This window comes from Pseudomonas edaphica, from assembly GCF_965277385.1.
Classification (GTDB): domain Bacteria; phylum Pseudomonadota; class Gammaproteobacteria; order Pseudomonadales; family Pseudomonadaceae; genus Aquipseudomonas; species Aquipseudomonas edaphica.
In genome coordinates, this window is sequence record NZ_OZ255725.1 from 4,118,811 (window position 1) to 4,136,699 (window position 17,889).

Below are 17,889 nucleotides of genomic sequence, written 5' to 3' on the forward strand. Positions count from 1 at the left end.
CCGGTTACGCGGGGGCGTTCCAGCCCCAGACATTCAGGCTTTTTCCGCTCGCAGGCATTGATGATAGTCAACGGCCCGCGCGGCGCATGGCCTGCACGGGCTTCGCCCGCTTAATTCATCAGTCACTGACGCTAGGTTCACCATGGCTCAATACGTCTTCACCATGCATCGGCTGGGAAAAGTTGTTCCGCCGAAGCGGGAAATCCTGAAAAACATTTCGCTGTCCTTCTTCCCCGGCGCCAAGATCGGCGTGCTCGGCCTCAACGGTTCGGGTAAGTCCACGCTGCTGAAAATCATGGCCGGCGTCGACACCGAGTTCGAAGGCGAAGCGCGCCCGATGCCCGAACTGAACATCGGCTACCTGCCGCAAGAGCCGATCCTGGACCCGACCAAGACCGTGCGTGAAGTGGTCGAGGAAGCGGTTGCCGTGATCAAGAACGCCCAGGCCCGCCTGGACGAGGTCTACGCCGCCTACGCCGAAGAAGATGCCGACTTCGACAAGCTGGCCGCTGAACAGGCCAAGCTCGAAGCCATCCTGCAGGCTGGCGACGGCCACAACCTGGAGCGCCAGCTGGAAGTCGCCGCCGACGCGCTGCGTTTGCCAGCGTGGGATGCCAAGGTCGAATTCCTCTCCGGCGGTGAAAAACGCCGTGTGGCCCTGTGCCGCCTGCTGCTGTCGGCTCCCGACATGCTGCTGCTCGACGAACCGACCAACCACTTGGACGCCGATTCCGTCGCCTGGCTGGAGCACTTCCTGCACGACTTCCCGGGCACCGTGGTAGCGATCACGCACGACCGCTACTTCCTGGACAACGTCGCCGGCTGGATCCTCGAGCTCGACCGTGGCGCCGGTATCCCTTACGAGGGCAACTACTCCGGTTGGCTGGAAGCCAAGTCCGACCGTCTGGCCGCCGAATCCAAGCAGCAATCGGCCCACGAAAAAGCCATGAAGGAAGAACTGGAGTGGGTGCGCAAAGGCGCCAAGGCCCGCCAGTCCAAATCCAAGGCACGTCTGCAACGCTTTGAAGAAATGCAGTCGCAGGAATTCCAGAAACGCAGCGAAACCAACGAGATCTACATCCCGGCCGGCCCGCGCCTGGGTGACAAGGTCATCGAATTCAAGAACGTCTGCAAAGGCTATGGCGACCGCGTGTTGATCGACAACCTGTCGTTCTCCATGCCAAAAGGCGCGATCGTCGGCGTTATCGGTGGTAACGGTGCGGGTAAATCCACACTGTTCCGCATGCTGATGGGCAAGGAAACCCCGGATTCGGGCAGCATCGAAATCGGTGAAACCGTGCAACTGGCCTGCGTGGATCAAAGCCGCGAAGACCTGGACGGCAGCAAAACGGTATTCCAGCAAGTCTCCGAAGGTTCCGACCAGATCCGCATCGGCAACTATGAGATTCCGTCGCGCACTTACGTCGGCCGTTTCAACTTCAAGGGCGGCGATCAACAGAAGTTCGTCAAGGACCTGTCCGGTGGTGAGCGCGGTCGCTTGCACCTGGCACTGACCCTGAAAGAAGGCGGCAATGTGTTGCTGCTCGACGAACCGTCCAACGACCTCGACGTTGAAACCCTGCGTTCCCTGGAAGAGGCCCTGCTGGACTTCCCGGGCGCCGCCATTGTGATCTCTCACGATCGGTGGTTCCTGGACCGCGTCGCGACGCACATCCTGGCGTACGAAGATGACTCCCAAGCGGTGTTCTTCGAAGGTAACTACACCGAGTACGAAGCGGACCGTAAGAAGCGTTTGGGCGATGCAGCTGCCCAGCCGCACCGTGTACGGCACAAAAAACTGGCCTGAGTTGGGTTGGTTTGAAAAAGCGGAGCCTTCGGGCTCCGCTTTTTTTTGCGTGTGATTCAGGAGGACCGCGGTGGATTTATCGCAGGCAAGCCAGCTCCCACCTTCGGCCGCATTTCACATTGGCAACCCGATCAAATGTGGGAGCTGGCTTGCCTGCGATAGCGGTTTACCTGTTGGTGCATTTGCTGATTTTAAATCCCCGTAATGGTGCAAAAAATCACAGTAATTTATATATAAAGCACCATTTAAATTCACAAAGGCGACATTTTGCGCTTTTCAGGTGCAACATGAATTGCTAAGGTCCGGCTCAATCTCATTTAAAAACAATCAATTTGCCGAGACTTCTCCATGATCGAATCTGTCGAATCCTTCCTTTCCCGCCTCAAGAAACGCGACCCCGACCAGCCGGAATTTCACCAGGCCGTAGAAGAAGTCCTGCGCAGCCTGTGGCCGTTTCTTGAAGCCAACCCCCACTACCTGACCTCGGGCATTCTGGAGCGCATCTGCGAGCCGGAACGCGCGATTACCTTCCGGGTATCGTGGGTGGATGATCACGGCAAGGTGCAGGTCAATCGCGGGTTTCGCATCCAGATGAACAGCGCCATCGGCCCCTACAAAGGCGGCCTGCGCTTTCACCCGTCGGTGAACCTGGGCGTGCTGAAATTCCTCGCCTTCGAACAGACCTTCAAAAACTCCCTGACCTCGCTGCCCATGGGCGGCGGCAAAGGCGGCTCGGACTTCGATCCCAAGGGCAAGAGCGACGCCGAAGTGATGCGCTTCTGCCAGGCATTCATGAGTGAACTGTACCGCCACATCGGCGCCGACGTGGACGTGCCGGCCGGCGATATTGGCGTGGGCGCGCGTGAAATCGGCTTCCTGTTTGGCCAGTACAAACGCCTGAGCAACCAGTTCACCTCAGTGCTGACCGGCAAAGGCATGGCCTACGGTGGCAGCCTGATCCGCCCTGAAGCCACCGGCTTTGGTTGCGTGTACTTCGCTGAAGAAATGCTCAAGCGCAACGGCCTGCGGGTTGAGGGCAAGCGCGTGGCCGTCTCCGGTTCCGGCAACGTCGCGCAATACGCAGCGCGCAAAGTCATGGACCTGGGCGGCAAGGTGGTTTCCCTGTCTGATTCCGAAGGCACCTTGTACGCCGAAAGCGGTTTGACCGAGGAGCAATGGTCGGCGCTGCTGGAGCTGAAAAACGTGCAGCGCGGCCGCATCAGCGAACTGGCCGGGCGTTTCGGCCTGGAGTTCCGCCAAGGCAAAACGCCTTGGGAGTTGGCCTGCGACATCGCGCTGCCCTGCGCGACCCAGAACGAACTCGACGCCGACGCCGCCCGCACGCTGCTGCGCAACGGCTGTCTCTGCGTGGCCGAAGGCGCCAACATGCCGACCACCTTGGAGGCTGTGGATATCTTTATCGAGGCGGGCATTCTGTTCGCACCGGGCAAAGCCTCCAACGCTGGTGGCGTGGCCGTGAGTGGCCTGGAAATGTCGCAGAACGCCATGCGCCTGCTGTGGACCGCGGGCGAAGTCGACAGCAAATTGCACAACATCATGCAGTCGATCCACCATGCCTGCGTGCATTACGGCGAAGAAAACGGCCGGGTCAATTACGTGAAGGGCGCGAACATCGCGGGCTTTGTGAAAGTCGCTGATGCGATGCTGGCCCAAGGCATCGTCTAGGCCTCGGGTTCGACCCGCAGCACTTCGATCAACTGATCGCCGACGGGGCGCTTCCACAGTACTTCGTCGCCGACCTGGGCGCCCAGCAATGCGCGGCCCAGCGGTGAGCCCCAGTTGATCAGATGGGCGTGGGCGTCGGCCTGGTCTTCGCCGACCAGTTGAATGCGCTGCTGCTCGTCCTGCTCGTTGGCGAAGGTGACCCAGCTGCCGATTTGCACCTTGTCGGTAGACGTCGCTGGTGGCATCACCTGGGCGCTTTGCACACGCTGGTTGAAGTAGCGCAAATCGCGCTCAAGGTCCGCCAGCCGCTGCTTATTGTCCCGGGCGGATTCGAGGCTGTATTCCTGCTGCAACTGCGCAACCTTGGCCTGCAACTGCGCTAACCCTTGCGCGGTGAGACGATTGGGCTGTTCACTCACCAGGCGCTCCACCGGCTGGTCGGCCTGGGCAGCGGCGTTGTCCTCATTTACAAAAGCTCGGCTCATGACGTTCTCCTTCTATGAAGGTTGGGCCATGGTCGCCGCGTGATCGTTCCCACGCTCTGCGTGGGCATGCAGCCCTGGACGCTCTGCGTCCGCTTTTCAGAAAAACCACCTACTACTGGCGATAGGCGCGGGCAGCGTCGCGATCCTTCTCCTGTTGCCAGGCGCGTTCACGGTCATCCCAGTGGTTGTCCTTGTAGTCGCGCAACTCCTCGTTCTCGCGCATGGCCTTGCACTGGCGAAAGCCATCTTCCCAGCCTTCGGCGTATTCACGGTCTTTGATATAGCGCGGCACATTCTTGCGAAACTCCCCACTGATGACCCCAGCGGCCTGGCGACCACTGCTGCAACCGTCGTCAAAGCCATCGGCAAAGGCCGGAGGATAACCCTTGGCGATCAAATCCTGATGGGTGGACTGGCAACCCGACAACCACACTAGCGCACACAGCATTACCGCAGACCGCCACATGGCGTACTCCCTGGCCGCTTTACGGCTGATAGGGGAAGTCTAGTCAGGGATTTGTCGGGGAGGCGTGAAAGGGCGGTGAGAAAAGTGTTGAGTTAAAGGGCCAGGCCACGCTCTGCGCGGGAACGATCTAAAGACAGGCGCTGTCCTGTGGCGAGGGAGCTTGCTCCCGCTGGGGCGCGGAGCGGCCCCAAAAGATCGGGGCTGCTGCGCAGCCCAACGCAGGGCAAGCCTGCTCGCCACAAAGGGGGTTATGTCGTCTGGTCGGTCGTCAGTGCGGCATGTTCAGCCAGCTCTTGCTGAATAAACGCCGCAATCATTGCGCGATACACCTGCTCAGTAACCTCAGGGTTGGCGCCCACCGCCTCGGATAAACCCCGCACTTTGGCGATCACCTGTTCAACCCGTTGTGGCGCCTTGACGCCATCGGCGTCTTTCTTAAAGCGCGCAGCCTGGGAAACGTAGTGGCCGCGCTCGGCCAGCAGGGTGACGATTTGTTGGTCGAGGCGGTCGATGTTTTCGCGGACTTGTTCAAGGGAGGTGCAGTTAACAGCCATGTTGATGGAACTCCTGATTGCGATGTGTCGGGATATGCACGGACCAAATGTGGGAGCGGGCTTGCTCGCGAAAGCGGTGGGTCAGTCAATGCATCATTACCTGGACGACCGCCATCGCGGGCAAGCCCGGCTCCCACCTTTGAACTGTGAACGGCGCAGAGCTCAAGTCAGGCGCAAAAAAGTGTGGGAGCTGGCTTGCCTGCGATGGCGGTATGTCAGCTAAAAATCAACAACTGACACTCCGCCATTGATCGTTCCCACGCTCTGCGTGGGAGCGATCCGGGGTGGTTAGTAGTGATACCACTTCACTTCAAGCATCACTTCATTCACTGGCGTCGATAAATGGCTGTACTCACGCTGGGCACTCAACCGCAGGCCCAGGTTGCGCGACAATTCCCACTGCTGGTTCAGGCTGATGCTGCGCCGTACTTCGCCATTGGTGAAGAAATCACCCTTGGCCTCAAGGCTCAGATTCCCCAGCGGGTTTTTCCACAGCACGCCGGTGTTGAACCCGGCAGCCGGTGAGATGGCTTCGCTGAAGTCGTTGTTATGTTCCACACGCACGGTGCCGAGGGCAAAACCCAGCATGTCGTCGGTGAGTTGCCAGGTACCGCCGGCGCCGCCGTTGACGTGGGCGACGAGGGTTTCGTCGTCGTGCTTGCCCGGCACGCGCTCCAGGCCGCCGGTCACTTGCCATGACCACGGCTGCAACAGCGCATTACGCGGGGTCAGGGAGCGGATGGTGGCCAGGTCCAGCTGTTGCAGTTGCCAGTGGTTGCCTTCGTATTGGCGCAGTTTCATCTGCAAAATTTCAATCTGCGCGCCCAGCGGGAAGCCTTCGGCGTTGTCGTTGAGGTCGTGGTAGGCCATGCGCAGGCCGTATTCGCCGAAGGTTTTGCTGCCGCGGGTGCCGATGCCGGCTTGCCAGGTCCGCGACTCGTGGCCGTCTTCGGGCTGGCCGGGGCGTTCGATTTTAAGGTCGGGCGCCGGGTTCTGGTTGATCGCGCGCAGCAGTTCGAAGCTGCGTTGCGAGCGTTCGGTGTCGCGCTCCAGGCCATTGGCGCGGTAGCGGCCGAGGCGATAGGCGGCGTCGATAATCAACGCCTGACGCTCGCGGGGCAGGGCCTTGAAGGCCGGTTCCTGCAACTGCTTCTGGTCGTCGCTGATTTTCAGCACCCATTGCTGCTCGTCGCCATCCAACGGTTTGGCGCGTTCGAGCAGTTCACGTTCGCGGGACGGGCGGTAGTCGATTTTCTCCACCAAACCCGCTTCTTTTACCGCTTTAACGGTGTCGGTGGGGATCGCCGTGAGCGGGAATTGCTCGGTCAGGCGCAGGCTCGGGCGCGCCACTTGCAGCAGCTCCAGCAGGCGATAGGAGCAGTTTTCATCAAAGAAGAAGTAGTCGAACTGGATCTGCTTGAGCTCCCACACGTGCCGGACCATGCGCTCGGTCTCAAGCTGGGTCAGGTTGAGGCGGTATTCCCACAGGTCGCGGTTCTCGAGGCTACGGTACTCCGAGAGTTTTTCCTGGTACGGCACCAGCGCAAACAGGCCGGGATAGCCGCCCATCAGGCCTTTCCAGGCATAGAGAATGCTGTTGTCGGAGCCTTCGATATAGGCGCCGAAGTTGATCGCGTAGCTCAGCAGCGCGGTGTTGTTGCTCTGCACGTCAGCCTGGTCGATACGCAGCAGGGTGTGGCCGAACATCGACGACGGGCTGTTGAGGTAGGCCGCCGGGAAGATCATCACCGCGCTGTGGGGCGCGACGTCCTTGAACCATTGGGTGAATTCTTTGCACTCCAGCGCGGGCAAGTCGGTGAGGTTCAACTGACTCTTGAGCCAGCGGGTACGTGCGGGGTAAACGCATTGGGCGTGCTTTTCGCCGAGGCTGGCCGGGGCGTACAGCGCCTCCACGGTGGCCTGCAGTTCCTGGTCCGGGTGGTGGGCGCCATCGGGGGCGAGGAAGAACTTTTTGTCGCTGACATAGCTGCGCCAGCCTTTGAGCTTGCCGGCTTCGTAATGGCCCAAAGACAGCCAGAACGGATCGTTGGCCAGTTGCTGCAAACGTTGATCATCAATATGCGGCGCCGCGTACAGCGGGGCGCAGGCGAAGAGTGCCAGCCAGGCAAAGCGTTTGAGCATAAGGGCAACTTAAGTCGGAAGTAGTGAGACCCAAAGGGGAGGCGGGCCCAAAAATAGAACCAAAAATAAAACCAGAAATAAAACCCGCGCCTCGAAAGGCGCGGGCCAGTCGAGCTTAAGCCTGGGTGGCGTATTTGGCCAGGCGGGTATCGCTTTTCAGTACAGCCAGGGTGTTGTTGTGCACGTCGTCGGCGGTCACGTCAGCTTTGCTGAAGATCTGCTGGAAGTGCTCGTGGGTCACGGCCGCGAAGTGCTCGCGATCTTCCGGTGCAACGCCCAGTACCACCGCGTAGGTGGTCAGCGCTTCGCCGTTGCCTTTGGCCATGTCTTCGGACAGCTCGTTCATCATGCCATTCATGGCAATCCAGGACTTGCCGCCGTAGGTCAGGGCGCTGTTGGTGCTGCAACCGTTGGTGCCCGAGGTCATGCCGAAGGTGGCGTTACCCGAGGTGCCGTTGGTGGTGGAAGCAAGGAAGTGAGCGGGAGTACCGCGCTGGCCTTCGAACAGCATGTTGCCCCAACCGCAGTTCGGGCCACCTGGCGATTCAGCCATTGCATTGAGGGAGACAACGGTGAAGAGAGTACCAAGAAGGATCCGTTTCATAGCTTTGTTCTCTTTGTGTGCAAACCAATGGACAAGGGTTCAGGCGCGTCGCAGCGCCCTAGGGGCCAGTTATTAGTCCAACCCGCGCAGTTTGGAGTTTAGGCACGTTCCTAGGGTTCCGTTATTTTTTATAAAACAATCCGTGTGGTTGTCGAGCGTGGCAGCGATTTTTTTGTAAGACGCATCCCCTGTCTATGCTTTCCCACAGGCTCGCCTTGCCAGAGCGCGTAGGCGAGAGCCAGAATGCCGTCATCTGCCCCGCCTGATGTAAGGAAGCCCGATGCCTGATCCTGTTGCTGCCAGCTTGCGTCTAGCGCCCGAAGCGCTGACTCGCCCTTTCTCCGCTGAACAGTTCAGCTTCTCGACCACCAATGATTTGGAGCCCTTTCGCGGTGTGCTTGGCCAGGAACGCGCAGTAGAAGCGTTGCAGTTCGGTGTGGCGATGCCACGCCCCGGTTACAACGTGTTTGTCATGGGCGAGCCCGGTACCGGCCGCTTTTCGTTCGTCAAACGCTACCTGAAAGCCGAAGGCAAACGCCTGCAGACCCCGGCGGACTGGGTCTACGTCAACAATTTTGACGAGCCGCGCGAACCGCGTGCCCTGGAATTGCCGGGCGGCGCTGCGGCGGCGTTCATCGCCGATATCAACGGCTTGGTCGACAACCTTGTCGCCACGTTCCCGGCCGTGTTCGAACACCCGACCTATCAACAGCGCAAAAGCGCCATCGACCGCGCCTTCAACCAGCGTTACGACAAGGCGTTGGACGTGATCGAGCGCCTGGCGCTGGAAAAAGACGTGGCGCTGTACCGCGACAGCTCCAACATCGCCTTCACGCCGATGCTCGACGGCAAGGCGCTGGACGAAGCCGAGTTCTCGCAACTGCCGGAAGTCGATCGCGAGCGCTTCCACACGGATATTTCCGAGCTGGAAGAGCGCCTCAACGAAGAACTGGCCAGCCTGCCGCAGTGGAAGCGTGAGTCCAATAACCAACTGCGCCAATTTAACGAAGAAACCATCACCCTGGCCCTGCAACCTTTGCTGGCGCCCTTGTCGGAAAAATACGCAGAAAACGCAGGCGTTTGCGGTTACCTGCAAGCCATGCAGGTCTACCTGCTGAAAACCGTGGTTGAGCAATTGGTCGACGACGCCAAGACCGACGCCCAGGCGCGCAAGCTGCTCGAAGAGCAATATTGCCCAAGCCTGGTGGTGGGCCATTCGGTCAATGGCGGCGCGCCGGTGGTGTTTGAGCCGCACCCGACCTACGACAACCTGTTCGGCCGTATCGAATACAGCACCGACCAAGGCGCGCTCTACACCACCTATCGCCAGTTGCGTCCGGGCGCGTTGCACCGTGCCAATGGCGGTTTCCTGATCCTGGAAGCCGAGAAAATGCTCAGCGAGCCGTTTGTGTGGGACGCGCTCAAGCGCTCCTTGCAGTCGCGCAAGCTGAAGATGGAATCGCCGCTGGGCGAGCTGGGCCGCTTGGCCACCGTGACCCTCAACCCGCAGATGATCCCGTTGCAGGTCAAGGTCATCATCATCGGCTCGCGCCAGCTGTACTACGCGTTGCAGGACGCCGACCCGGACTTCCAGGAGATGTTCCGCGTGCTGGTGGACTTCGACGAAGACATCCCGATGGTCGACGAAAGCCTGGAACAGTTCGCCCAGTTGCTCAAAACCCGCACCTCGGAAGAAGGCATGGCGCCGTTGACCTCGGACGCGGTGGCGCGGTTGGCCACTTACAGCGCTCGGTTGGCGGAACACCAAGGGCGTCTGTCGGCGCGCATTGGCGACTTGTTCCAACTGGTCAGCGAGGCGGACTTTATCCGCCACCTGGCGGGCGACGAGATGACTGATGCCGGCCATATCGAACGGGCGCTCAAGGCCAAGGCCACGCGCACCGGGCGTGTATCGGCGCGGATTCTCGACGACATGCTCGCCGGGGTCATCCTGATCGACACCGCCGGTGCGGCGGTCGGCAAGTGCAACGGGCTGACCGTGCTGGAAGTCGGTGATTCGGCGTTCGGCGTGCCGGCGCGGATTTCCGCCACGGTGTACCCGGGCGGCAGCGGCATTGTCGACATCGAGCGCGAAGTTAACCTTGGTCAGCCGATCCACTCCAAGGGCGTGATGATCCTCACCGGTTACCTGGGCAGCCGTTATGCCCAGGAATTCCCGCTGGCGATTTCGGCCAGTATCGCGTTGGAGCAGTCCTACGGTTACGTGGACGGTGACAGTGCGTCGTTGGGCGAGGCGTGTACCTTGATTTCGGCCTTGTCGAAAACGCCGCTCAAGCAGTGTTTTGCCATCACCGGCTCAATCAACCAGTTCGGTGAAGTGCAGGCGGTGGGTGGGGTCAACGAGAAGATCGAAGGCTTCTTCCGCCTCTGTGAAGCACGCGGCTTGACCGGCGAGCAGGGCGCAATCATCCCGCAGGCCAACGTGGCCACGCTGATGCTCGACGAGAAGGTGCTGCAAGCCGTGCGCGACGGGCAGTTCCATATCTATGCCGTGCGTCAGGCCGACGAGGCGCTGAGCCTGTTGGTGGGCGAGCCTGCCGGTGAGCCGGACGAAGAAGGGCAATTCCCCGAAGGCACAGTGAATGCGCGCGTGGTTGAGCGGTTGCGTGCGATCGCCGAGATGATCAGTGAGGATGATTTGAAGGAGGCGGAGAAGGAGCTGGCGCAGCAGGCGTTGGCGCAAACCCAGCCAACCTGATCTGCAGTTCGGAACGCGGTAAATGTGGGAGCTGGCTTGCCTGCGATAGCGGTGGGTCAGCCAGCAGAAGTGTCGGCTATGAGTCAGTCATCGCAGGCAAGCCAGCTCCCACATTGGATCGGTGGTGTTTCGTCACAAAATTGACTCCCATTTCAGGGACCAACGCCCGTTGGTCCCTACAACCTTGGTTTGTACTGGTTTTCTTCTATTCTGACTTTTAGGGATATCCACAGGAGTCGCAGGACAGAGACAGCCTCCCCGCGTGATTGAGGCTGAACACCGATCTACCGAGGGGCGCCGCCATGTCGCGCAACCTTTGCCTTACCCGCCAATGCCTGGGCCTGGTCACCCGTATCGAATGCTCCATTCGCCCGCTCGCGGGGGATAACGGCATGTGGACCTTATTGTTTGCTGCCGGCATGACCGGCGAGCAGCCGTCCACCATCAAGTCCCAAGGCCCTTTCCATGGGCCATTCGTGGCAGAAACTATTCTGGAGTCGATTGTGCAAAGCCTGACCTTGCATGGCTATGCGCTGGCCGATGACCCGCAGATCTGGTGCCTGCACCTGCAGGCCCATCTGCGACAACTTAACGGCGGGCGCTCGCACCCGGTCAGCGATACCCACCACTGATCGTTCCCACGCTCCGCGTGGGAATGCCGCCCCGGACGCTCCGCGTCCCGCAGCCAGCGCAGGTTCAAGCCGTGGGCAGGTGACGCGGAGCGTCACGGGATGCATTCCCACGCGGAGCGTGGGGACGATCGGCGGGGTTATTTGCTCTCGGGCTTATCCAGCTTGACCTCAAAACCGTATTGCACGGTGTCCAGGTCGGTGCGCTGGTAGCTTTCCAGGCTGGTGGGCTGGCCGTAGAAGTAATGCACATCAAACAGCGCCGTGCCGTATTCCTCTGCGCGGTGGCTCACGCCGAGGATTTCCTTGAGGTACTTGCCCGTGGCGTCCTTGGCGTAGAAGCGCCAGCTGTCGGCGGGGAATTCCTTTTGGTCGACGATCAGCGCGTTGTCTTTGAGCGACAGGCCTTTAGGCAGCTTGGCCACGTCTATCGTGTTTTTTTCGATGGTGGCCAAAAACAGCGGCACCGAGCCCACCACAAAGGCCGGGTTTTCCGGGAACAGGTTGAGGTCATAGGTGAGTGTGCCGCTGCCGGCGTTCAGCTCGAAGGCCTCGGTGGGCAGTTCAATCGGCTCGCCGCGCTCGCCTTTGTCGTCCGCCGTGAAGAAGGTGATGGGCGCGTCGCTGTTGTTGCGATCAGCACCGACCAGGTCGTCATTGAACGTGAACGGGTGGTCAAACACGATCTTCGCCGCGCTGGCGTCTTCGGTCGACTGGGTGATGGTCACACTTTTTTTCAGCTGGTCCTCGGTCATGGCGGCGTCTTTAAGCCAACTGGCGGCGCTGTCGTCGTACACGGTGACCGGCATCGGCAGCGCTTGCACGCTGCTTTGCAGGCTGTTCTTGTCGAAGCGCTGCACCGGCAGGTCCAGGTCTTTGCGGGTGAGGGTGGCTTTGGAGAAGTCCAGTACATCGACCTGCAGGGTGTCGATCAGGCCATTGAAATACACCTTGGCGTAGTGGCTGCTCTGTTTGTGCTCGAAGGCTTTTTGTTCGTCGGTGAGTTGTTTTTCAAAGGCATCCGACCAGGCCTTCTGCTTTTGCATCTCGGCCAGTTGTTTCTCGTAGAACGCCACTTGCGCGGCATTTTCGTTGATTGAACCCGAGCGGGTCAGGTACTGCCCGGTGCTGTCGCGGGCCTGCACCAGCAATGGGTTGGGCGATTCATCGCCGACTTCCGGCGCCAGCGGTTCGCTGTTGGTCAGTTCAATCTCGGCGTAGTTTTTTTCAAGCAACAGCAGGTTGAGGGTGATATTGCCTTCGGTGCGCTTGTGGCCTACGTCTTTTTTCGACAGGTCGAAGGTCAGCACCTTGCCCGGCGCGACCACTTCAACCGAGCCTTTGAGGCTGACGGGCTGCGGCTGGCTCTTGTTGTCGGTCTCGACGCCTTCGATAAACGGGTAGGTCACGGTCAAGTCATCGGGGTTGGTCAGGTTGGAGCTGCTGGGGCTCAACTGGATACCCGGGTCGGTTTCCGACCATTCCGGCTGGAAGGGGATGACTTTATTGTTGCTCAAGGTCACCGACTGCCATTCCAGGCCGTGGGGGAAGGGGAACTGGTCGGGGCTGTTGAAACTGAACGGGAATACCGGCTGCAAATCGGTCAGGTAGTCGGAGTGCGAGGCTTTGCGCAGCACGAACAGGCCGTTGATGTAGGTGTCGACCAAGGCTTGGGGCGTGGGGTAGTGCGTGAGCAGGGCCAGGGTGTCTTCGCCGTATTCGGCTTCGATGGGCTTGTTGGCGAGCTTGACGCGCGCCCGTTCCAGCAACAGCAGGGAGCCGCCGAGGTCGGCGATGGCGTCTCTGAGTTTGGGGTCTTGAATGCTGTCCAGCGATTGTTCGAACTTTGCGGTTTTCTCTTCGAGGGTGGCCTGCTTCTGCTCTTCTTTCGGGGAGCAGCCACCAGCCATCAGCAACACCGCACACAGGCCAAGGGTGGCCAAAGGGGATCGCACATCCGTCATCTGAATCTTCCTGTCCGACATCATCGAGCCGAGTGAGAGGACTCGACACTAGCAGAAAAATTCTCTTACAGATGCCGTACAGATCAGTTTTCTCGTGGTTCCAGCTGTTTGGAGGCGGCTGGTATACTCGCGGCCATTTTTAGCCTGGCTGTGTGAGATCTGATGGAACGCTTTATCGAAAATACGATGTACGCCTCGCGCTGGCTGCTGGCGCCGATTTACCTGGGGCTTTCCCTGGGTCTGCTGATCCTGGCGCTGAAGTTTTTCCAGGAAATCATCCACGTCCTGCCCAACATCTTCACCATGTTGGAATCGGAAGTGATCCTGTTGCTGCTGTCGTTGATCGACATGGCGCTGGTCGGCGGTTTGCTGGTGATGGTGATGATTTCCGGCTACGAGAACTTTGTCTCGCAGCTGGATATCGATGAGAACAAAGAAAAGCTCAACTGGCTGGGCACCATGGACTCTTCGTCGCTGAAGATGAAAGTGGCGGCGTCCATCGTGGCGATTTCGTCCATCCACCTGCTGCGCATCTTCATGGACGCCAAGAACATCGATCCGCAGCATTTGATGTGGTACGTGATCATCCACATGACGTTCGTGATCTCCGCGTTCGCCATGGGTTATCTGGACAAGCTCACCAAGCACTGATGCCCCGCGTTAGCCTTACTGCGTCACAAAGTAGTAAGGCTGGCGGCCGATCTTCATTTCCTTGATCACGTTGACCTTCTCGCTCAACTGTTCGGTGCGGTCCAGCAACGCAATGTTGCCGGGCTTGGCGGTGAGGAAGCTGCGCAACTCGGCTTCGGTCTGCAGGATCGGCAAGTACGCCTGCAGATAGAACACGCTGGCCCCGGCGATACGCTCGTTAGGCTGGAACAGCACCACGTCCTTGCCTTCGGTTTGAAAGGCTTTGGCCTGGCTGATCACCGGCACGAACGACTCGCGTTTGTCGGCCTTTGGCGCGAACCAGAACGCGGCGCTCATATAGCTGAGGATGGCCAGGGTAAAAGCACCGACGATCACACGCCGGTGGTAGCGGTAAATCGCCGGTTTGTGGGCTTTAAGCCATTCCAGCAACACCCCGGCATATTCCGCGGCCAGCACGGCGGCGGCTGGCGTGAGGGCCATCAAATAAACCGTGCGTTTACTCGACGCCAGGGTCAGCAGGGTGAACTGCGCCACCAGCCACACGCTGAAAAACAGGCGGTAGCGGTTGCGCACCAGGCTTTTGCGAAAGTGCCACAGGCCCAGGTACACCAGGATATTCCACGGCAAAAAGGCTTCGGGCAGCTTGGCGATGTAGTAGTAGATCGGTTCGTAATGCCCGGCCTCGACGAAGGAGCCGCTGAAGCGTCCTACGCTGTTGGTCCACAGCACTTCAGCCACCGCCTGCATACCGCCGCGCTGGAACAGGAAGCCCAGCCAGATCAACAGCGGCACCAGCGCCAGCAGCGTGAACAACGCCGGCTTGAGCCAGTCGCCGATGCGCAGGCGTTTATCCATCAGGCTGGTGCTGAGCAAATACACAAAAATCACAATGCCCGGCATTGCCAGGCCCAGCACGCCTTTGCTCAACGTGGCGATGACCATGCCGACGGTAAACATCGCCCAGGCCCAACCACTTGAGCCTTCGCGATCAGTCCGCACGGCCTGGTAGAACCCCAGCAGCGCTGTGGTCACGCCGAGGCTGAGCAATGAGTCCTCACCCACGCCGCGCACATTGCCCCAGTAACTGGCCATGGTCGCCAGGATCAGCGCGGCGCAGAACGCCAGGGTTTGCGGCCGCCCGAACTTGCGCAGCATCGCGTAAAACAGCATCACACTGAACAACCCGGCGAACGCCGACGCCAGGCGCACCGCCCAACTGGTGCCGCCAAACAGGCGAATGGCGCCAGCATCCAGCCACAGGCTCAGGGGTGGTTTTTCCAGGAAGGGTTCACGGAACAGGCGCGGGATCACCCAGTCATTGTCCAGGTGCATGGCCATGGCGATCCCGGCGACGCGGGCTTCGGTGGAGCCTTGCAGCTCATGGCTGCCAAGGGCGAAGAAGAACAACACAGCAACGAGAAGGAGCAGCAGAGGAACGGGACGCGTCATGGTTCTGGCTACCGAAGCAGGGGACCGCTCGGGGGAGCGGCCATGTTAATCGGTCAGTATATGTATCCGTTTCTTAACATTTCGTGAACGAGTGTGGGGTTTTTGTAAGGCTCGCTCAGCCCCGTATTCAAGGCAGTTTCAAGCTGGGCAGCGCCGCTTTGCCTGGCTCGGTGAGTACCGGCTCCAATTGCGCCCAGGTGAAGCTCAACTCATTGTCGCAGCCGTCGCCCGTGGCGCGTGTGGAGAGTTGCAAGCCTTGGGTGTTGAAGCTCAGGTCGAAGCTGTCGTAACTGGTGATTGCCGGGCAGCCCTCGTCGGTGGTGGTTTGTTTGGCCAGCCAGGCGCTGAAGGTGGCAGGCAACTTCACGTGCCCGGAGTAGACGTCATACCATTGTTGTTGGCCACCGAGCCAGGTCCACGGGTCAACACGTTCGCCGGTTTGCAGGTTCCAGGAGTGCAGCCCCCAACTGATGCCCCGCGCGCCGGTACCCGCCGCCCAGCGATAGAACTTTACGGTGATGAATTGCGATGACCAATACGTAGGCTCGACGTCGATTTCGCTGGTGTAGCCCGAGCCGTTTCGTGCGAGGTACTCACGGCGTTCCTGGAAGTAATCCGCCTGCGCCTCATCGTTGACGGCCAGAGCCGCGAGTTGCTGGTTGATCTTCTGAATCGCCGGGCTGTCGCCCTCGAGCTTGATCGTGACCTGTGCGCCTTGGGCCTTGAGCAGATACGCGTGGTTTTCGAAGCTTTTTTTCTCGGTCTTCACCGGCAGCGGCGCGGCTTCCATGGGCGCGTTGTAGGCGTCGCTGCCGCAGCCGTCGGTGCTGATGCGTTTCAAGGCCAGTGGCAGCGATTTGGCGTCTTTGGTTTTGCTCCAGGCGCCCGCGAGCGTATCGCCCTGAGGTTTGTCCAGCTTCCACAGCCCGGTATTGCCGGCTTCCACCCACGGTGCGTTGTCGCTGGCCTGGGTCAGTTGGATCGGTGTGAGAATGCGCTGGTAGTAGTAACTGCCCTGTTCGCCGTCGGCGCCGTTGAAACAGGCGGTGATGGCGGATTTACCCAGCGTGCCCTGCCACACGCCCGCGACGTCGGCGGCGTTGGCGAGGAAGGGCGTGAAGGCGAGGGCGATGACGGCGAGGGGCTTGAGCACGGGTATCTGACTTCCGGTTGTCTGATAAAGGTCGTCAGGGTAATGGGAAAGAGGTGTCTACGAAACCTAGGGCGATTCAAACACCTTTTTTTTAGATAAGGTAACTCTCGGTTTTTATATCCTTAGTCATTAAGAATATTGGTGCCTGGCAGGTTGGCAGGGTACTAATCGCTACTTTGCCCCTTGGCAGTTCGGGCGTTCTACTGCTGCCTAACCAAGGCCTGTCACCCATGGAAAGTCCGAGCATCGAATACACCGACAAACAGCGCTGGTTTGCCTTAACCAAGATCAATACCCTCTCGGCACTCTCGCAGATCGTGCAGATCGGCACCGTTACGCCACTGCTTTCGCTGTCGCTGGAACAGCAAGGCGTGGAGCCGGCCAAGATCGGCGTGATCGTCAGCGCCTCGTGGCTGGCGATCCTGCTGCTGTACAAATGGGTGCCGCGTTTGCTCGCCCACCTGGGGTTGGTCAAGACCAACATCCTCAGTGCGGTGCTCACCGTTGGCGCATTGATCGGCATGACCTTGACTCACCACCTGGTGCTGATTTTTGCGCTGAATTTTGTCCTCGGTATCGGCCTGATCCTGCGCTGGATCGCCTGCGATACCTGGATCGTCGCCGTCGCCTCCAAAGACGAACGCGGCCGCGCGATTGGCGTACACGAAACCCTCATGGGCCTGGGCATCGCCGTCGGCCCGCTGCTGCTGGTGGTCTTCGGCGTCGGCAGCGCCACGCCGTACTACGCCTGCGCCGTCATCGTCCTGCTCTCCGGCCTACTGGCACTCACCCTCAAACCCTACGACACCCAACCACAAACCCCGGCAGAAAAACGCCACGGCAAATTATTCAGCCTCATCCCCACCGCACTCTGCGGCGCATTTATCGCCGGCTTCGCCGAAACCTCATCCGTATCATTCCTGGCCAGCTACAGCCTCTCGGCCGGCTACCTGCTCACCGCCGCGACCCTGCTGATCTCCGTCTTCGGCATCGGCGGCACCCTGCTGCAACTGCCCATCGGCTGGATGGCCGACCGCAGCTCCTACAAAATCGGCCAACTGGTCTGCGGATTGATCCTGCTGCTAGGCACCCTCGCCATCCCATTCAGCCAGCCGCTTCCCTGGTTGGCGACGCTCATCGTATTCCTCTGGGGCGGCGCGATTGGCGGCATGAACACCCTGGCCGTGATCGAAGCGGGAGATAGGGTGGGGGAGCATCAGGTGTCTACGGCGATGACGGCGATTGCGATGTTTTATACGTTGGGGAGTGTGTTGGGGCCGATTGCTACGGGGGCGATGGTTTCTTATGTGAGTGGGTATGGGTTGATGATATCGGTGGGGGTGGTGGGGGTGGTTTTTGTGGGAGTGTTGGTGGTGCGCAGAGAGCCGGCGCGAGGGTGATTGGCGGCGAATTTCAGGTACAAAAAAAGACGTCCGTGGACGTCTTTTTTGTTGAAGGGCCTTCGGCGTAAATGCCGTTGAGCTGTAGGTATGGTGGTTTACTAAAATTGGATGTTTCATTTGGCGAAAATTCTCGCCACAAAGAAGGGGTGAAATCAAGCAGTGTTCATTCTGCTGGGG

14 protein-coding genes are annotated in these 17,889 nt (G+C 59.8%); 6 read left to right on the forward strand and 8 right to left on the reverse strand.

Going from position 1 to position 17,889, the window contains the following annotated elements:
• Nucleotides 1-142 precede the first annotated feature (142 nt).
• Nucleotides 143-1,807 carry an energy-dependent translational throttle protein EttA gene (gene ettA / locus ACQY47_RS18735; protein WP_056858231.1) on the forward strand — a complete coding sequence of 555 codons (1,665 nt, stop codon included), beginning with the start codon at nt 143-145 and terminating at the stop codon, nt 1,805-1,807.
• A gap of 348 nt (nt 1,808-2,155) precedes the next feature.
• Entirely contained in the window at nt 2,156-3,493 is a 1,338-nt protein-coding gene (gene gdhA, locus ACQY47_RS18740; RefSeq protein WP_428550913.1) for an NADP-specific glutamate dehydrogenase, read from the forward strand.
• Here gdhA and ACQY47_RS18745 read toward each other — a convergent pair.
• From ACQY47_RS18745 to ACQY47_RS18765, 5 genes are all read right to left on the reverse strand, one after another.
• A complete protein-coding gene (locus ACQY47_RS18745; protein WP_017139298.1) occupies nt 3,490-3,978 on the reverse strand; it encodes a GreA/GreB family elongation factor in 489 nt (162 codons plus the stop codon). The genes gdhA and ACQY47_RS18745 overlap by 4 nt on opposite strands.
• A 112-nt stretch (nt 3,979-4,090) precedes the next feature.
• Nucleotides 4,091-4,444, reverse strand: a complete 354-nt coding sequence (locus ACQY47_RS18750; protein WP_428550917.1) for a hypothetical protein — start codon at nt 4,442-4,444, stop codon at nt 4,091-4,093.
• A gap of 248 nt (nt 4,445-4,692) precedes the next feature.
• Nucleotides 4,693-4,998 carry a chorismate mutase gene (locus ACQY47_RS18755; protein WP_017139296.1) on the reverse strand — a complete coding sequence of 102 codons (306 nt, stop codon included), beginning with the start codon at nt 4,996-4,998 and terminating at the stop codon, nt 4,693-4,695.
• Between the two features lie 288 nt (nt 4,999-5,286).
• Nucleotides 5,287-7,140, reverse strand: coding sequence for a DUF4105 domain-containing protein (locus tag ACQY47_RS18760; RefSeq protein ID WP_428550920.1), 1,854 nt, complete (start codon nt 7,138-7,140; stop codon nt 5,287-5,289).
• A 115-nt stretch (nt 7,141-7,255) separates the two neighbouring features.
• On the reverse strand, nt 7,256-7,744 hold the full coding sequence (locus ACQY47_RS18765; protein WP_017139294.1) for a DUF3015 domain-containing protein: 489 nt from the start codon (nt 7,742-7,744) through the stop codon (nt 7,256-7,258).
• Between the two features lie 280 nt (nt 7,745-8,024).
• Between ACQY47_RS18765 and ACQY47_RS18770 the strand changes: the two genes are divergently transcribed.
• Together ACQY47_RS18770 and ACQY47_RS18775 are read left to right on the forward strand one after the other, a co-directional pair.
• A complete protein-coding gene (locus ACQY47_RS18770; RefSeq protein ID WP_056858239.1) occupies nt 8,025-10,463 on the forward strand; it encodes a Lon protease family protein in 2,439 nt (812 codons plus the stop codon).
• Between the two features lie 302 nt (nt 10,464-10,765).
• Nucleotides 10,766-11,095: a hypothetical protein gene (locus tag ACQY47_RS18775; protein ID WP_099547625.1), complete on the forward strand. Its 330-nt coding sequence runs from the start codon at nt 10,766-10,768 to the stop codon at nt 11,093-11,095.
• Between the two features lie 137 nt (nt 11,096-11,232).
• Here ACQY47_RS18775 and ACQY47_RS18780 read toward each other — a convergent pair whose 3' ends face one another.
• The gene (locus tag ACQY47_RS18780) at nt 11,233-13,056 is read right to left on the reverse strand and encodes a hypothetical protein (RefSeq protein WP_428550925.1); all 1,824 of its coding nucleotides are present in this window, start codon (nt 13,054-13,056) and stop codon (nt 11,233-11,235) included.
• A gap of 162 nt (nt 13,057-13,218) precedes the next feature.
• Between ACQY47_RS18780 and ACQY47_RS18785 the strand changes: the two genes are divergently transcribed.
• Entirely contained in the window at nt 13,219-13,707 is a 489-nt protein-coding gene (locus tag ACQY47_RS18785; protein ID WP_056858242.1) for a TIGR00645 family protein, read from the forward strand.
• Nucleotides 13,708-13,722: 15 nt separating this feature from the next.
• On the opposite strand, the gene ACQY47_RS18790 is transcribed toward ACQY47_RS18785, so the two are convergent.
• Nucleotides 13,723-15,156 (reverse strand): ArnT family glycosyltransferase, encoded by a 1,434-nt coding sequence (locus ACQY47_RS18790; protein ID WP_017139290.1) that lies wholly within the window; start codon nt 15,154-15,156, stop codon nt 13,723-13,725.
• 127 nt (nt 15,157-15,283) lie between these two features.
• Entirely contained in the window at nt 15,284-16,309 is a 1,026-nt protein-coding gene (locus ACQY47_RS18795; protein ID WP_428550930.1) for a hypothetical protein, read from the reverse strand.
• Nucleotides 16,310-16,539: 230 nt separating this feature from the next.
• Here ACQY47_RS18795 and ACQY47_RS18800 point away from each other — a divergent pair, with 230 nt between their 5' ends.
• Nucleotides 16,540-17,709: an MFS transporter gene (locus ACQY47_RS18800; protein WP_428550933.1), complete on the forward strand. Its 1,170-nt coding sequence runs from the start codon at nt 16,540-16,542 to the stop codon at nt 17,707-17,709.
• Nucleotides 17,710-17,889: the final 180 nt, after the last annotated feature.

Bases quoted from the DNA above. Each gene is read 5' to 3' on its own strand.
- ettA (WP_056858231.1), top strand. From the start codon at position 143: ATGGCTCAATACGTCTTCACCATGCATCGGCTGGGAAAAGTTGTTCCG.
- gdhA (WP_428550913.1), top strand. From the start codon at position 2,156: ATGATCGAATCTGTCGAATCCTTCCTTTCCCGCCTCAAGAAACGCGAC.
- ACQY47_RS18745 (WP_017139298.1), bottom strand. From the start codon at position 3,978: ATGAGCCGAGCTTTTGTAAATGAGGACAACGCCGCTGCCCAGGCCGAC.
- ACQY47_RS18750 (WP_428550917.1), bottom strand. From the start codon at position 4,444: ATGTGGCGGTCTGCGGTAATGCTGTGTGCGCTAGTGTGGTTGTCGGGT.
- ACQY47_RS18755 (WP_017139296.1), bottom strand. From the start codon at position 4,998: ATGGCTGTTAACTGCACCTCCCTTGAACAAGTCCGCGAAAACATCGAC.
- ACQY47_RS18760 (WP_428550920.1), bottom strand. From the start codon at position 7,140: ATGCTCAAACGCTTTGCCTGGCTGGCACTCTTCGCCTGCGCCCCGCTG.
- ACQY47_RS18765 (WP_017139294.1), bottom strand. From the start codon at position 7,744: ATGAAACGGATCCTTCTTGGTACTCTCTTCACCGTTGTCTCCCTCAAT.
- ACQY47_RS18770 (WP_056858239.1), top strand. From the start codon at position 8,025: ATGCCTGATCCTGTTGCTGCCAGCTTGCGTCTAGCGCCCGAAGCGCTG.
- ACQY47_RS18775 (WP_099547625.1), top strand. From the start codon at position 10,766: ATGTCGCGCAACCTTTGCCTTACCCGCCAATGCCTGGGCCTGGTCACC.
- ACQY47_RS18780 (WP_428550925.1), bottom strand. From the start codon at position 13,056: ATGACGGATGTGCGATCCCCTTTGGCCACCCTTGGCCTGTGTGCGGTG.
- ACQY47_RS18785 (WP_056858242.1), top strand. From the start codon at position 13,219: ATGGAACGCTTTATCGAAAATACGATGTACGCCTCGCGCTGGCTGCTG.
- ACQY47_RS18790 (WP_017139290.1), bottom strand. From the start codon at position 15,156: ATGACGCGTCCCGTTCCTCTGCTGCTCCTTCTCGTTGCTGTGTTGTTC.
- ACQY47_RS18800 (WP_428550933.1), top strand. From the start codon at position 16,540: ATGGAAAGTCCGAGCATCGAATACACCGACAAACAGCGCTGGTTTGCC.